We start from the raw sequence: 14470 nt of genomic DNA, 5'->3' as shown, positions 1-14470 counted from the left end.
GCGCCGGCTGTACGCGACGCGTTGTCCCGATGCACCCGGGTCAGTCGACGAAGAGCAGCGCCGGCACCTCGATCAGGCCCTTCAGCGCCTGCACGAAGCTGGCGGCGTCATGCCCGTCGACCACGCGGTGATCGCAGCTGATCGACAGGTTCATCAGCTTGGCCCGCCGGATCGCATCGCCGCGCCCGGCCTCCTCGGGAGCGACGAAGACGGGGCGCTCGACAATCTTGTTGGGCCCGATGATCGCCACCTCGGGTCGATTGATCACCGGCGTCGTCGCGATCCCGCCGAGCGGCCCCAGCGAGGTGAGCGTGATCGTGCCGTTGCCGAGCTCGTCGGGCCGCAGCTTCCCCGCGCGCGCCGCGGCGGCGAGTCGCGCGATCTCGGTGGCGAGCTGCCAGACGTTGCGGTCCTGCGCGTCGCGGATCACCGGGACGGTCAGCCCGGCGTCGGTCTGCGCCGCCATGCCGAGATGGACGCGGCCGTGGCGCGTCACCACGCCGGCCTCGTCGTCGTAGCGCGCGTTGAGCATGGGGAAGTCGGGCAAGGTGCGGCACAGAGCGACGATGAGGAGCGGGAGCAAGGTCAGCTTGGGCCGCTCGCCGCGGCGCGCGTTGAGCTGCGCGCGCAGCGCCTCCAGCGCGGTGACCTCGATCTCCTCGACATAGGTGAAATGCGGGATGTGGCGCTTCGCCGCGGCCATGTTCTCGGCGATGCGGCGGCGCATGCCGATGACGCGGACCTGCTCGTCCTGGCGCGCGCGGCTGGCGTGCGGCACGTGATAGCCCTCCCCGCCGCCGTAGCGGAGGAAGGCGTCGAGATCGGCGTGACGGACGCGGTCGCCCTCGGCGACGCGGACCTGCGCGAGGTCGACTCCGAGGTCGCGCGCGCGGGCGCGCACTGCGGGGGAGGCGAGAACTCTTAGATCCTGCCCGGCACGGAGCATCGGGTCGGATCCTCCCCCGGACGATCCTTGATCATGCGGGGCATGGTCAACCCGATGCTGGGCACCGCTCGCCGAAGGCAGGGGGCCGAGGGGGGGCTCCGCAGGCGTCGCGGATGGTAGAGGGGACTCCGCCGCCGGCAGCATCTGCGGCGCGCCCCCTCCACCACCGGCTTCGCCGGCGTGCGTACCGGGGAGAATTTGGCTCTCCTCCACGCCCGGATTCTCCGCCTCCAGCGTATCCACCTCCACCGGCGGCGGGACTGCACTATCCCCTTCGGTCTCGATCACCACCAGCGGCGCGCCGATCGAGACCTGGTCGCCGACCTCGCCGGCCCGCTCGACCACGACGCCCGCGACCGGGCTCTCCATCTCGACCGTGGCCTTGTCGGTCATCATGTCGGCGAGCTGCTGATCCTCCTCGACGCGGTCGCCGACCTGGACGTGCCAGGCGACGATCTCGGCCTCGGAAATGCCCTCGCCGATGTCGGGCAGCTTGAAGGTGAAGCGCGCCATGTGCGTTTAGTCCTTGAGAATCTTCTTGAGCGCCTGGCCAATCCGCACCGGGCCGGGGAAATAGGCCCATTCCAGGCTGTGCGGGTAGGGCGTGTCGAAGCCGGTGACGCGCTCGACCGGCGCCTCGAGGTGATAGAAGCAGCGTTCCTGCACCAATGCGGCCAGCTCGGCGCCGAAGCCGCCGGTGCGCGTCGCCTCGTGCACCACCATGCAGCGCCCGGTCTTCTTCACCGAGCGCTCGATCGCCTCGATGTCGAGCGGGACGAGCGTGCGCAGGTCGATGATCTCGGCGTCCACCCCCGTGTCGGCGACCACCTGCGCGCAGACGTGCACCATCGTGCCATAAGCGAGCATCGTCACCGCCTCGCCCGCGCGCACCACCTTCGCCTGGCCGAGCGGGACGGTGTAGTATCCGGTCGGCACCTCGCCGCCGGGATGCTTCGACCAATTCTCCGCCGGACGGTCCCAATGGCCGTTGAACGGGCCGTTGTAGATCCGCTTGGGCTCGAGGAAGAGCACCGGGTCATTGTCCTCGATCGCGGCGATCAGCAGCCCCTTGGCGTCGTAGGGGGTGGAGGGGATCACCGTCTTGATCCCCGAGACGTGCGTGAAGATGCCCTCGGGCGACTGCGAGTGGGTCTGCCCGCCGAAGATGCCGCCACCATAGGGCGAGCGCACGGTGATGGGCGCGGTAAAGTCGCCGGCCGAGCGGTAGCGCAGCCGCGCCGCCTCGGAGACGAGCTGGTCCAGCGCGGGGTAGATGTAATCGGCGAACTGGATCTCGGGCACCGGACGCAGGCCATAGGCGCCCATGCCGATCGCGACGCCGACGATGCCTATCTCGGTGATCGGCGTGTCGAACACGCGGGTCTTGCCGTACTTCTTCTGCAGCCCCGCGGTGGCGCGGAAGACGCCGCCGAAATAGCCGACGTCCTCCCCCATCACGATCACGTCGGGGTCGCGCGCCATCATCTCGTCCATCGCCGCATTGATCGCCTGGATCATGTTCATGCGAGTGGTGGTGGGGGTGTCGATCACATCGGTCATGTCAGTATCCAAATCCTCCCCGCTCGCGGGGAGGGGGACCGCGACGCGAAGCGGCGTGGTGGAGGGGGCTCTCCACCAGCGCTGTCGTCCGCGGAGAGCCCCCTCCACCACCACGCTGACGCGTGGCGATCCCCCTCCCCATTCTGGGGAGGATTGGGAGTGCCCTCGTCACTTCCGCGCCCACGGCCGCCCGCTGGCCGCTTCCTCGTCGATCATCATCTGGCGCTGCTCGCGCAGGTGCCAGGGCATCTCCTCGAACACGCCGTCGAACAGCGAGTCGAGCGGCTGCGCCAGGCCGTGGCCGAGGATGCCATTGGCCTCCGCCGCCTTCTGCGCGGCGCGGACCTCCTCGGCGACCTCGCGATCCATCGCCTCCTGCCGCGCCTCGTCCCATTCGCCGATCGTCACCAGATGGTCCTTGAGCCGGCGCACCGGGTCGCCCAGCGGCCAGGCGGTCGGCTCGCCGGTGGAGCGGTACTGCGACGGGTCGTCCGACGTGGAGTGGCCCTCGGCGCGATAGGTGAAATGCTCGATCAGCGTCGGCCCGACGTTGGTGCGCGCGCGCTCCGCCGCCCACAGCGTCGCGGCATAGACCGCGAGCGGGTCGTTGCCGTCCACCCGCAGCCCGGCGATGCCATAGCCGATCGCGCGCGCCGCGAAGGTGGTCGCCTCCGCCCCGGCGAAGCCCGAGAAGCTCGAGATCGCCCATTGGTTGTTGACGACGTTGAAGATCACCGGCGCGCGATAGACGGTGGCGAACGTCAGAGCGGAGTGGAAGTCGCCCTCCGCGGTGGAGCCCTCGCCGCACCAGGTCGCGGCGATGCGCGTGTCGCCCTTGGAAGCGGAGGCCATCGCCCAGCCCACCGCCTGCGGATATTGCGTGGTGAGATTGCCCGAGATCGAGAAAAAGCCGAAGCGCTTCTCCGAGTACATGATCGGCAGCTGCTTGCCCTGCAGCTTGTCGCCGGTGTTCGAGTAGATCTGGTTCATCATGTCGACCAGCGGGCAGCCCCGCGCGATCAGCAGCCCCTGCTGGCGATAGGACGGAAAGCACATGTCCTCGGCGTCGAGCGCGTGCGCCGCGGCCACCGCCACCGCCTCCTCGCCGAGCGACTTCATGTAGAAGCTGGTCTTGCCCTGGCGCTGCGCACGGAACATGCGCTCGTCGAAGGCGCGCACCGTCGCCATGTGGCGTAGCAGGCGGCGCAGCGTGTCGGGGCTGAGCCGCGGGTTCCACGGGCCGACCGCCTGGTGCTGCTCGTCGAGCACGCGCACCATCGTATAGGCGAGGTCGGTGAAGTCGCGCGGGTGCGCGGCGATGTCGGGGCGCGGCGCGGCGCCGGCGGGGGGCACCTCGAGGTCGCCGAAATCGGCCGCGTCACCGGGGCGGAAGCGCGGCTCGGGGACGTGCAGCGTCAGCGGCTTCAGGTTGCGGGCGTCGCCCAAGGTCCACTCTCCTGGCCGCCCGATTGGGTCCGGGAGGCTTCGCGGCGGCTTGTAATTATATTTCAAGCGAAGCGGAAGCCCCCTGCTGCGGGTGAGGAGGTAGAAGCTGCGGCGTGACGGCCACCTTCGTGTCGGTGGAACGCGACGCTACGGCCCGACGCCAGGAGGAGGCAAGCGTGTGGCAGAGACGCTCGGACAGCGCGCCCAGGGCAGGTAGCGCGACATGGCCGCCTCTCCTCACCACATAGCGACTCGACTCACGTCTACAGAACAAAGTAAGAACGACGCTCCACCAGCGAGTCGTCACCTGTGTCCGAGTCGAGCGTCCTCCAGTCCCTGCGCGATACGCTCAGCGCGATCGAGGGTGATGGCCATCACCGTCGCCCGGTGCTGCCGTTCGGCGTGCCCGCGGTCGACGAACGGCTCGCCAACGGCGGTCTGCGGCTCGACGCGCTGCACGAGGTCGCCGCCGCCACGCCCGCGATGGGCGATGACGCCTCGGCCACGCTGTTCCTCGCCGGCGTCGCCGCGCGCGCCTGGGGGCCGGTGCTGTGGGTGGTGCGGCGACGCGACCTGTTCGCGCCCGGCCTCTACCAGTCGGGGCTCGCGCCCGATCGCGTGCTCTACGCCGAAGCGAGCGACGATGCCGAGGTGCTCGCGCTAATGGAGGAGGGCCTGCGCCACCGTGCGCTCGGCGCGGTCATTGGCGAGACGCGCCGTGCGGCGATGGCCTCGACGCGCCGGCTCCAGCTCGCCGCCGAGGGCGGGCGCACCATCGCCTTGCTGCTCAAGCGCCACGCGCGCGAGGGCGCGGACCCGCTCGCGGTGCCCTCCGCGGCGGTGACGCGGTGGCGCGTCGGCTCTGCCCCCTCGGCGCCGCTGCCGGTCGCCGGCGTAGGGCGCGCGCGCTGGGACCTCGCGCTGGTGCGGCAGCGCAACGGCGAACCTTTTCAGACAATCGTGGAGGCATGCGATGAGACGGGTCGCATCGCTCTACCTGCCCGACTGGTCGATCGACCGGCTGCGGCGGGCAGAGCCGGCGCTCGCGCCGCCGCCTGAGCGAGTCGCGCTCAACCTCGCCGCGCTGAAGGCTGCGGGCGACGCCGAGCAGGGCGGCAAGCAGTGCGACGCGCCGCGCAACTCGGGCTGGCGCCCGGGCGCGCGCTGGGCGCGCGACGACGGCGGCTATCTGCCCGGCCCGCTGCGCGGTGTCGACGAGGCCACCGGCGGCGCAGGCGCGTGCTGGGCGGGCGAGACGCGCGCCGACGTCGCGCGGCGCGTCGCCGCGATCGCGCCGCACCAGCGTCCGCCGATGCGCGAGATGGGGCGGCGCAGCGAGGCGGCGGAACATCCGTTCAAGCGGCTGCCCGGTGACGACGGCGGCAAATCCAGCGGCTGGCCCGAGCCGGTGATGCCGCCGGTGCGCACCGGCGGCGAGGGCGTGCGGCCGACGTCGCGCCAGCGTGAGCGCGGCATGGGGGAGGCCGGGGCGCGACCGTTACCCGCCTTGCCGCCGTCCGACCGAGCGCAGGGTGCCGCGAGCCAACCCACCCCGGTGCCCGCGGCACGATGGACCCCGGCGCAAGGTCGGGGTGACGACGCGCGCCCCTTACCCTCTTCCGCTTCGTCATCCCGGATGTGTTCCGAAATCCGGGGTGCCGCGAGCGAACCGGCGGCGACTCGCGCGGGACGACGGCTCTCGGCGCAGGGCCGCGGTGACGAGGCGCGACCCTCGCTTTCCTCCCCTTCGTCATCCCGGACGTTTTCCAGGATCCACGGTTCCGCGCCATCAGCGGCCGAGGCGTGCGCGGAAGGCTGGATCCCGGAACAGGTCCGGGATGACGGAAAAGGGCGGGAGGGTGCGAGCCCCACCGTCCGCCTCGTGGCGCACGTCTCCACCGCAGCCGACGGCCCTCCGGCTTCCATCTCAGACACCCCCGTCGTACCGGATTCCCGCCCCGCCCCGCGCGCGCCCCACGTCTCCCCCGCGCTGAGCGGCGCGTTGAACGCGATGCCCGCGATCCGCTATCCCGGCGACGGGCCGCACCCGGACAAGACCGCCGCCAAGGAGCGCCGCCCCGGCTCGAACGACCCCGGCGCCGCGGTCAAGGAGATCGCCGCCTTCTTCGACACCGGCCGCACCACCGCCGGCACGGTCGCGCGCGTCTGTCGCGACGCCGCCGCGAGCGCCCCGGCCGACGTCGCAGCCGACCGCGCACCGCCGCTCGTCACCGTGCAGAAGGTGGGCAGCCGCGTCGAGATCGCCGCCGCCTCGCCCGCGGCTCGCGCGATCGGGGTCGAGCCCGGCATGGCGCTGACCCAGGTGCGCGCCGCCACCCCCGAGATCGTCGTGCGCGACGCCGACCCGGAGGGCGACGACCGCGCGCTCCACCGCCTCGCGGTCGCACTGGCGCGGCGCTGGACCCCGGTGGTGGCGATCGAGGATTCGCAGTCGCTGCTGCTCGACCTCACCGGCGTGGCGCATCTCCACGGCGGCGAGTCGCGGCTGGCGCGGCGGCTGGTGCGGCTGCTCGCGCGGCTCGGCATCACCGCGCGCGTCGCGATCGCCGATACCGCCGGCGCCGCCTGGGCCTGCGCGCACCATGCCGAACCCGAGCGGGGCGGCGTGACCATCCTGCCGCCGGGCGCGACGCTCGACGCGCTCGCGCCGCTGCCGGTGGCGTCGCTCCGCGTCGACGAGCGCGCGCTCGAGCTGCTGCGCCGGCTCGGCGTCGACACCGTCGGCCAGCTCGCCGCGCTGCCGCGCGCGCCGCTGGCACGCCGCTTCGGCACCGCGCTGGCGCAGCGGCTCGACCAGGCAAGCGGGCGCGCGCCCGAGCCGCTCGCCCCGGTGGTGCCGCCGGTGGCGATTACGGTGGAGCAGCGCTTCGCTGAGCCGCTGCTCACCGCCGAGCCGATCGCGCACTGGATCGGGCAATTGGTCGATCGGCTCGCCGCCGAGCTGGCGCGCGCGGGGCGCGGCGCGCGCCAGCTGCTGCTCGCCGCGACGCGGGTCGACGCCGCGGTGCAGACGCTGCGGGTCGGCTTCGCGCGGCCGACGCGCGCGCGCGATCACCTGCGCCGGCTGCTGCTGCGCCGCGTCGAGCGGATCGACCCCGGCTTCGGGATCGAGGCGCTGACGCTCCACGTCCAGCGCGCCGACCCGCTCTCGCCCGAATATCTCGATGGCGACCTCGCCGAGGGGGAACGCCCCGACCTCGCACCCCTCGTGGACGCGATCGTCAACCGCATCGGCGCGGCGCGGCTGTGGCGCGCGCGCGCGGTGGAGAGCGACGTGCCCGAGCGCTCGGTGACGGGTGCCGCGCCGCTCGACCCGCCCGAGCGTGCCGCGCCGACGCTGCGCCGCGACGACGTGCGCCGGCTCGACACGCGCGACGCGGATCATCCGTGGCACCCGCGCTGGCCACGCCCGACGCGGCTGCTGCGCCGCCCCGAGCCGCTCGACCATGTGCTGGCCGAGCTGCCCGACCAGCCGCCCAAGCGCTTCACCTGGCGCGGCGAGTCGCATGTCGTGGTGCGCGGCGACGGCCCCGAGCGGATCGCGGGCGAATGGTGGCGCCGCCGCGGCGAGCGCGACGCGGTGCGCGACTATTACCAGGTTGAGGACGAGGCGGGCCGGCGCTACTGGCTGTTCCGCCGCGGCGACGGCGAGCGCGGCGAGACCGGCGACCTTAGCTGGTACATGCACGGGACGTTCGGGTGAGCGGGACCATGCCACCTCGACACTGGCGCGCGTCTCTGTGACGTACAGCGAGCTCCAGGTCACCACGCATTTCTCGTTCCTGCGCGGCGCCTCGTCATGCGAGCAGCTGGTCGCCACCGCGGCGGCGATGGGCATGCCCGCGCTGGGCGTGGTCGACCGCAACTCGGTCGCGGGCGTCGTGCGCGCGCTCTATGCCTGCGACCAGGTGCGCCGCGACAGCGGGCTCGAGGTGCGCTCGATCCCGGGCTGCCGGCTCGATCTGGTCGACGGCGCCTCGCTGCTGGTCTGGCCCGAGGACCGCGCCGGCTGGTCGCGGCTCACCACCTTGCTCAGCCGCGGCAAGGCGCGCGCCGACGCGCAGCGCGGTGAGAAGGGGCGCTGCTTCCTCCACTGGGAGGACGTGGCGGCGCACGCACAGGGGCTGGTCGCCGCGCTCGTCCCCGGCCACGCGCCCGACCTCGAGCCAATGCGCTGGATGGCCGACCTGTTCGGCGAGGCCGGCCACGTCTGCCTCACCCATTATCGCCGACCTGGCGAGCAATTGCGGCTGCACCGGTTGAGCGAGGCGGCGCGCGCGCACGGGCTGACCCCTCTGGCCACCGGCGACGTGCTGTACCACGCGCCCGAGCAGCGGATGCTCCAGGACGTCGTCACCGCGATCCGCGAGAAATGCACGATCGACGAACTCGGCCTGCGTCGCGAGCGCAGTGCAGACCGCCACCTCAAGCCGCCGGGCGCGATGGCGCGGCTGTTCCGCGACCGGCCGGAGGCGCTCGCCGCCGCGGCGGCGATCGTCGAGCGCTGCACCTTCTCGCTGCGCGAGCTGCAATATCAATATCCCGACGAGTTGGTGATGAGCGGGCGCAGCGCGCAGGAAGCGCTGACCCGCCTCTCGCGCGACGCGCTGGCGCGGCTGTTCGAGGGCACGCCGCCGCCGCGCTACGCCCAGCAGCTCGAGCACGAGCTGACTCTGGTCGAGCGTATGGGCTACGCGCCGTATTTCCTCACGGTCAACTCGATCGTCAGCTTCGCGCGCGGGCAGCAAATCCTGTGCCAGGGGCGCGGCAGCGCGGCCAACTCGATCATCTGTTTCGTGCTCGGCATCACCTCGATCGACCCGATCAAGCACCAACTGCTGTTCGAGCGCTTCATCTCGGAGGAGCGCAGCGAGCCGCCCGACATCGACATCGATTTCGAGCACGAGCGGCGCGAGGAAGTGATCCAGTGGATCTACGAGAGCTACGGCCACGACCATGCCGCGCTGACCGCGGTGGTCAGCCGCTTCCGCACCCGCGGCGCGATCCGCGAGGTGGGCAAGGTGCTCGGCCTGCCCGAGGACATGACCAGCGCGCTCGCCAGCCAGGTATGGGGCTGGTCGAACGAGGGCGTGCCGACCGAGCATGTCGCGGCGCTCCACCTCGACGCCGCCGAGCCGCGGCTGGCGCTCGCGCTCGATCTCGCCAAGCAGCTGATCGGCACGCCGCGCCACCTGTCGCAGCACCCCGGCGGCTTCGTGCTGACGCGCGACCCGCTCCACCAGCTCGTCCCGATCGAGCCCGCCGCGATGGTCGACCGCCGTGTGATCGAGTGGGAGAAAGCCGATATCGAGGAGCTCGGCTTCATGAAGGTCGACATCCTCGGGCTCGGCATGCTGGGCTGCATGCGCCGCGCCTTCGACCTGCTCGCCGCGCACAAGAACGTCGACATGGACCTCGCCAGCCCGGCGCTGCAGGGCGACGATCCGGCGACCTACCGGATGATCCAGCAGGCCGACACGCTCGGCGTGTTCCAGATCGAGAGCCGCGCGCAGATGAGCATGCTGCCGCGGATGAAGCCAAGGACCTTCTACGACATCGCCATCCAGGTCGCGATCGTGCGGCCGGGGCCGATCCAGGGCAATATGGTCCACCCCTATCTCAAGCGCCGCGAAGGGCGCGAGACGGTGGAATATCCCAATAAGGCGCTGCGCGCGGTGCTGGAGAAGACGCTGGGCGTGCCCTTGTTCCAGGAGCAGGCGATGCAGGTGGCGATCATCGGCGGCGGCTTCACGCCGGGCGAGGCCGACGAGCTGCGCCGCGCGATGGCGACCTTCAAGTTGACCGGCGGGGTTGGGCGCTTCCGCGAGCGGCTGATCGCGGGGATGCGCGGCAACGGCATCAGCGAGGCGTTCGCCGAGCGGCTGGTGGCGCAGATCGAGGGCTTCGGCAGCTATGGCTTCCCCGAGAGCCACGCCGCCAGCTTCGCCAAGATCGCCTACGCCTCGTCGTGGATGAAATGCCACCACCCCGACGTGTTCTGCGCGGCGCTGCTCAACGCGCAGCCGATGGGCTTCTACGCCCCCGCGCAGATCGTCCGCGACGCGCGCGCGCACGGCGTGGAGGTGCGCCCGCCCTGCGTGCTGGAGAGCGAGTGGGACACGACGCTGGTGGAGGATTTGCCCGCGGCGCACGGGGGGAGTGTGCGGCGTGGTGCGGCCTCGGACGGCCGGAGAACGGCGACGCCCTCACCACCCGCTCCTCCGCCATCCCGGACGTGTTCCGGGATCCAGGGTGCCGCGCACGCCGTGATCGAGGCACCAGCGGAGGGCTGGATCCCGGAACACGTCCGGGATGACGGTTGGGGGAGAGTGACGCGAGAGCCGCGACGGCCTTCGCTACCGGACCACGGCCTGCGCCGGGGTGAGGCGGATGCCGAGTCTGCCTCATCAGGGCGTGATCGTGCTGCGGCGAACGCCGGAGCCCAGGGCCATGAGCGTGACGCGCACGGCACTAGGCTCCGGCGTGCGCAGGAGCACGGCCGCTCGAGCGAGGTCGGTCACACGCTCGTATCCACCGGCAAACCGCTACAACACGACGCCGCCCCGCTCGCCCCGCTCCGCCTTGGTTTGCGCATCATTCACGGCCTCTCGGGCGAGGACGCCGGCCGCATCCTCACCGCTCGCGCCCGCGCGCCGTTCACCTCGGTGGAGGATCTGTGGCGTCGCTCGGGCGTGCCGCTGGCGACGCTCGAAAAACTGGCGCGCGCCGACGCCTTTCACGCGCTCGGGCTCGACCGCCGCCAGGCGCTCTGGGCGATCCGCGGGCTGGGCGAGGCGCCGCTGCCGCTGCTCGCCGGGATCGAGCGGCGCGAGGAACCGGTGACGCTCGCGCGGCTCACCCAGGGGCGCGAGGTGGTGGAGGATTATCGCGCCACCCAGATGTCGCTGCGCGCGCATCCGCTTCAGTTCCTGCGCCCGCGGCTCGACGACGCGCGCGTCACCCGCTGCGCCGACCTCGGCCAACATGACGGCAAGCTGGTGGAGGTCGCCGGGATCATCCTGGTGCGCCAGCGCCCCGGCTCGGCCAAGGGCGTGCTGTTCATCACGATCGAGGACGAGACCGGGGTGGCGAACGGCATCCTCTGGCCCGACCGGTTCGAGGCGCAGCGCCGTACCGTGATGTCGTCGGCGATGGTCAGCCTCAAGGGTCGCGTGCAGAAGGAAGGCGCGGTGATCCATGTCATCGTTGATCGCGTGACCGATTGCACCGCGCTGCTGCGCTCGGTCGGCGACGTCGATCTGCCGCGGCTGGTGGCGCGCGGCGACGGCGCCACCTACCCCGGCGCGCCCGATCGCGGCGACAGGGGATGGCAGCCACGCCCCCGGTCCGACTATCATTTCCGTGAGCGTCACGACGACGTGATCCCGATCGCCACGCATGATTTCCACTGATGCGATCCACGTCACACCGACGGTGATATTCACTATCTCGTCCTGTCGTTCACCGTCATGCTGCACGTGGCGGCCTTATGCCGGCGCTTCAGACCGGACGCCCCCTCGCCATGGCCGACCCGCTTCACCAGATCGTCTATATCAGCCGCGCCACCACGCCGCTCGACGACGCGGCTGCCGCCGACCTGCACCGTGTCGCCGCCGAGCGGAATGCCCAGCAGGGCATCACCGGCCTGCTCCTCCATGACGGAACGCGCTTCATCCAGGCGATCGAGGGCAGCGCACCCGCGCTGCACGCGCTGATGGCCCGGATCGGGCGCGACCCACGCCATTATGCGATCGGCTGTGTCAGCGACGCGCCGATCGCGGCGCGGCAGTTCGGCGACTGGGCGATGGACTATCGCCGGATCGACGATCAGCCCGCCGCGGCCGCGTTCCTCGCCACGGTAAAGCGCGCACTGGCGGGCGTCGCCGCGTCGAACGGCCGTACGCTACCGCCCGAGCGACCATGATCCGAGAGTCACCGCGCCGCGGCACCATAACGCTGCTGAAGCGCGCGGGTGACGCCGTTGGTCCAGCCGAAGCCGTCCTGCGTGGGATATTCGCCGCCGCCGCCGGCGCGGCTTTCCTCGACGTCATATTTCTCGAGCAGCTTGCCCGAGGCGCGATACTCGCGCTCCACCGTGGCGAGAAAGCGGGTGCCGACCTGCCGCGCCAGCCGGTCGGCGCCATAACGCCGCAGCCCGTCCACCGCGATCCACTGCAGCGGAGCCCAGCCGTTCGGCCTGTCCCACTGCTGCCCCGTCGCTGCCTGGGTGGTGCGCAGACCGTTGGCGGCCAGCAGGGTGCGCGCGATCGTCGCCGCCACGCGCGTACCCCTCGCCCTCGCCGCCACCCCGGTAAAGAGCGGATAGGCCGTCGCGGCGGTCACGCCGGTGCGGAGCCGCTGTCGACGCAGGTCATAGTCGCCGTAGCACCCGACGCTGGCGTCCCACAGCCACCGCTCGATCGCGCGCTGGCGCACCTCGGCGGCGCGCTCGAAGGTCGCGGCGCAGGGGCGCCCGAGCGCGCGGCAGCGTGCCGCGATCGCCCGTTCCATGCCGTACAACAGGCTATTGAGATCGACGGCTATGATCTGCGTGGTGTCGATCGTCGCCAGCGTGCGGCCATCCCCTAACCAACGCGAACTATAGTCCCAACCGCTCTCGGCGCCGGCGCGCAGGTCGTTGTAGACGCGCGCGTCTCCCTTCCCTGTCTCGACGTCCTCGCGATAGCTCTCGTCGCGCGGGGTCGCCTTGCCGTCACCATAATGCTGCAGCCGCGCGCCATCGGGCATCGTCGCCGAACGCTGCTCGACCCAGAAGCGATGCTCGGCGATCAGCGCGTCGAGCCAGCGCGCCTGGGTCGAGCGATCCGCGTCGCGCACCAGCCCCATCATCAAATACAGAAACGGCGGCTGCGAGCGGCTGACGTAATAGGTGCGGGTGCCGTTCGGGACGTGGCCGTAGCGCTCGACCAGCGAGACGAAATTCTCCACCATGTCGCGCGTCAGCGCGTGCTCGCCGTCGGCTTCCAGGCCGAGCATCGTGAAATAGCTGTCCCAATAATACATCTCGCGGAAGCGACCGCCCGGCACGACATAGCGTCGCGGCAGCGCGAGCGCGGACGAGCCCGGCGGCGGGCTCAGCGGCGGCCGGGTGAGCTGCGGCCATAGCGCGCGGATATGCGTGGCGAGCGGCGGGCGCGCGGCACTGGGCGGTATGGTACGCCCCGGCTCGGGCACGTCGAAGTTGGCGTGCACGAAGGCGCGCAACGCAGCATCGTCGAGCGGACCGGCGCGGCGATAGTCGGCCATGATCGCCGCCGGCGCGCGCTTCGCGGTGGCATCGGCGAAGGTCTTGCCGTCGGGAAAGAGCCGGCGGCGCTGCACCTGATCGAACAGCGCGCCGAACAGCTCCGCCGGCGAGGCGGGATAGACGCGTGCCGCCGCTGCCGACGGTGCGGTCTGCGCCCAGGCCGTGCCCGGCAGCAGGGTGAGCGGCGCGAGCGCGAGCAACGCCGCGACGCGCCGCATGCTCACGCGACCACCTGCTCGATCGCGCCGAAGATCGTGTGGTGCCGATCATCCTCGGCCCAGATGCGCACCGTGTCACCACGGCGCAGGTACGGCGTCGTCGCCGCGCCGCCGCGCAGGGCCTCCACCGCGCGCAACTCGGCGAGACAGGAATAGCCCACCCCGCCCTCGCCCACCGGCGTGCCCGGGCCGCCATCGGCGTCGCGATTGGAGACGGTGCCCGAGCCGATGATCGTGCCCGCGCCGAGCCGCCGCGTGCGCGCGGCATGCGCGATCAGCGCCCCGAAATCGAACGTCATGTCCTCGCCCGCGTCGGCGCGGCCGAACGGCGTACCGTTCAGCTCCACCATCAGCCGGCGGTGCAGCTTGCCGTCGCGCCACCAGTCGCCCAGCGCCGCCGGGGTGACGAACACGGGAGAGAAGGAGGAGGCCGGCTTCGACTGGAAGAAGCCGAAGCCCTTGGCGACCTCGTCCGCCATCAGCCCGCGCAGCGACACGTCATTGGTGAGCCCCACCAGCAGGATCGAGTCGAGCGCCTGCGCGCGCGTCGCGCCCTGCGGCACATCGCCGGTGACGACCACCACCTCCGCCTCGAAATCGGCGTCCCAGCTCTCCTCGGCGAGCGCGATCGGATCGCGCGGGGCGAGAAAGCCGTCGGAACCGCCCTGGTACAGCAGCGGGTCGTGCCAGAAGCTGGCGGGCAGCTCGGCGCCACGCGCCTGCCGCACCAGCGCGACATGGTTCACATAGGCCGAGCCATCGGCCCATTGATAGGCGCGCGGCAGCGGCGCGGCGGCGTCATGCTCGTGAAAGCGCAGGCGCGGAATCGCCTCGTTGCGCAGATCGATCGCGAGCAGCTCGAGCGCGGGCGCGACCTGCGCCCAATCGTCGAGCGCCGCCTGCAGCGTCGGGCAGATGTGCGCCGCATCGGCGTACCAGGCGAGATCGTCCGAAACCACGGCGAGGCGACCATCGCGCCCCTCTTTCAGGCTGGCGAGTTTCATGCGCTGC

General features: G+C 71.7%; 9 protein-coding genes. 4 read left to right on the top strand and 5 right to left on the bottom strand.

Translation table 11 applies throughout. From position 1 onward, the window contains the following. Positions 1–40: 40 nt before the first annotated feature. The 3 genes from ACMGDM_RS17945 to ACMGDM_RS17935 form a co-directional block, all read right to left on the bottom strand. Positions 41–1459, bottom strand: coding sequence for a dihydrolipoamide acetyltransferase family protein (locus tag ACMGDM_RS17945; RefSeq protein ID WP_436805496.1), 1419 nt, complete (start codon positions 1457–1459; stop codon positions 41–43). A 6-nt stretch (positions 1460–1465) separates the two neighbouring features. Beyond that, positions 1466–2470 carry an alpha-ketoacid dehydrogenase subunit beta gene (locus ACMGDM_RS17940; RefSeq protein WP_436805524.1) on the bottom strand — a complete coding sequence of 335 codons (1005 nt, stop codon included), beginning with the start codon at positions 2468–2470 and terminating at the stop codon, positions 1466–1468. 204 nt (positions 2471–2674) lie between these two features. Next, the gene (locus ACMGDM_RS17935) at positions 2675–3952 is read right to left on the bottom strand and encodes a 3-methyl-2-oxobutanoate dehydrogenase (2-methylpropanoyl-transferring) subunit alpha (RefSeq protein WP_436805495.1); all 1278 of its coding nucleotides are present in this window, start codon (positions 3950–3952) and stop codon (positions 2675–2677) included. 309 nt (positions 3953–4261) lie between these two features. On the opposite strand from ACMGDM_RS17935, the gene ACMGDM_RS17930 reads away from it, so the two are divergent. The 4 genes from ACMGDM_RS17930 to ACMGDM_RS17915 all read left to right on the top strand — a co-directional run bounded on the left by ACMGDM_RS17930 (position 4262) and on the right by ACMGDM_RS17915 (position 11897). Beyond that, a complete protein-coding gene (locus tag ACMGDM_RS17930; RefSeq protein WP_436805494.1) occupies positions 4262–5011 on the top strand; it encodes an ImuA family protein in 750 nt (249 codons plus the stop codon). Next, on the top strand, positions 4926–7676 hold the full coding sequence (locus ACMGDM_RS17925; protein ID WP_436805493.1) for a DUF6504 family protein: 2751 nt from the start codon (positions 4926–4928) through the stop codon (positions 7674–7676). The genes ACMGDM_RS17930 and ACMGDM_RS17925 overlap by 86 nt, the downstream gene beginning before the upstream one ends. A gap of 37 nt (positions 7677–7713) precedes the next feature. Beyond that, the gene (locus ACMGDM_RS17920) at positions 7714–11385 is read left to right on the top strand and encodes an error-prone DNA polymerase (protein WP_436805492.1); all 3672 of its coding nucleotides are present in this window, start codon (positions 7714–7716) and stop codon (positions 11383–11385) included. 110 nt (positions 11386–11495) lie between these two features. Continuing rightward, entirely contained in the window at positions 11496–11897 is a 402-nt protein-coding gene (locus ACMGDM_RS17915; RefSeq protein WP_436805491.1) for a BLUF domain-containing protein, read from the top strand. 8 nt (positions 11898–11905) lie between these two features. Here the strand turns inward: ACMGDM_RS17915 and treF are convergent, their stop codons facing one another. Both treF and ACMGDM_RS17905 read right to left on the bottom strand, forming a co-directional pair. Further along, positions 11906–13459 carry an alpha,alpha-trehalase TreF gene (gene treF / locus ACMGDM_RS17910; RefSeq protein ID WP_436805523.1) on the bottom strand — a complete coding sequence of 518 codons (1554 nt, stop codon included), beginning with the start codon at positions 13457–13459 and terminating at the stop codon, positions 11906–11908. 2 nt (positions 13460–13461) lie between these two features. Then, a complete protein-coding gene (locus ACMGDM_RS17905; protein ID WP_436805490.1) occupies positions 13462–14463 on the bottom strand; it encodes a fumarylacetoacetate hydrolase family protein in 1002 nt (333 codons plus the stop codon). Positions 14464–14470: the final 7 nt, after the last annotated feature.

The sequence above is a fragment of the Sphingomonas larreae genome (assembly GCF_051400595.1).
In the GTDB taxonomy this organism is placed as follows: domain Bacteria; phylum Pseudomonadota; class Alphaproteobacteria; order Sphingomonadales; family Sphingomonadaceae; genus Sphingomonas.
Note: the sequence above shows the minus strand (reverse complement) of the source record. Positions and strands in the feature narration are given on the sequence as shown.

Coding starts and splice junctions, on each gene's coding strand:
- ACMGDM_RS17945 (WP_436805496.1), bottom strand. CDS start 1,459: ATGGCGCGCTTCACCTTCAAGCTGCCCGACATCGGCGAGGGCATTTCC.
- ACMGDM_RS17940 (WP_436805524.1), bottom strand. CDS start 2,470: ATGAACATGATCCAGGCGATCAATGCGGCGATGGACGAGATGATGGCG.
- ACMGDM_RS17925 (WP_436805493.1), top strand. CDS start 4,926: ATGAGACGGGTCGCATCGCTCTACCTGCCCGACTGGTCGATCGACCGG.
- ACMGDM_RS17915 (WP_436805491.1), top strand. CDS start 11,496: ATGGCCGACCCGCTTCACCAGATCGTCTATATCAGCCGCGCCACCACG.
- treF (WP_436805523.1), bottom strand. CDS start 13,459: ATGCGGCGCGTCGCGGCGTTGCTCGCGCTCGCGCCGCTCACCCTGCTG.
- ACMGDM_RS17905 (WP_436805490.1), bottom strand. CDS start 14,463: ATGAAACTCGCCAGCCTGAAAGAGGGGCGCGATGGTCGCCTCGCCGTG.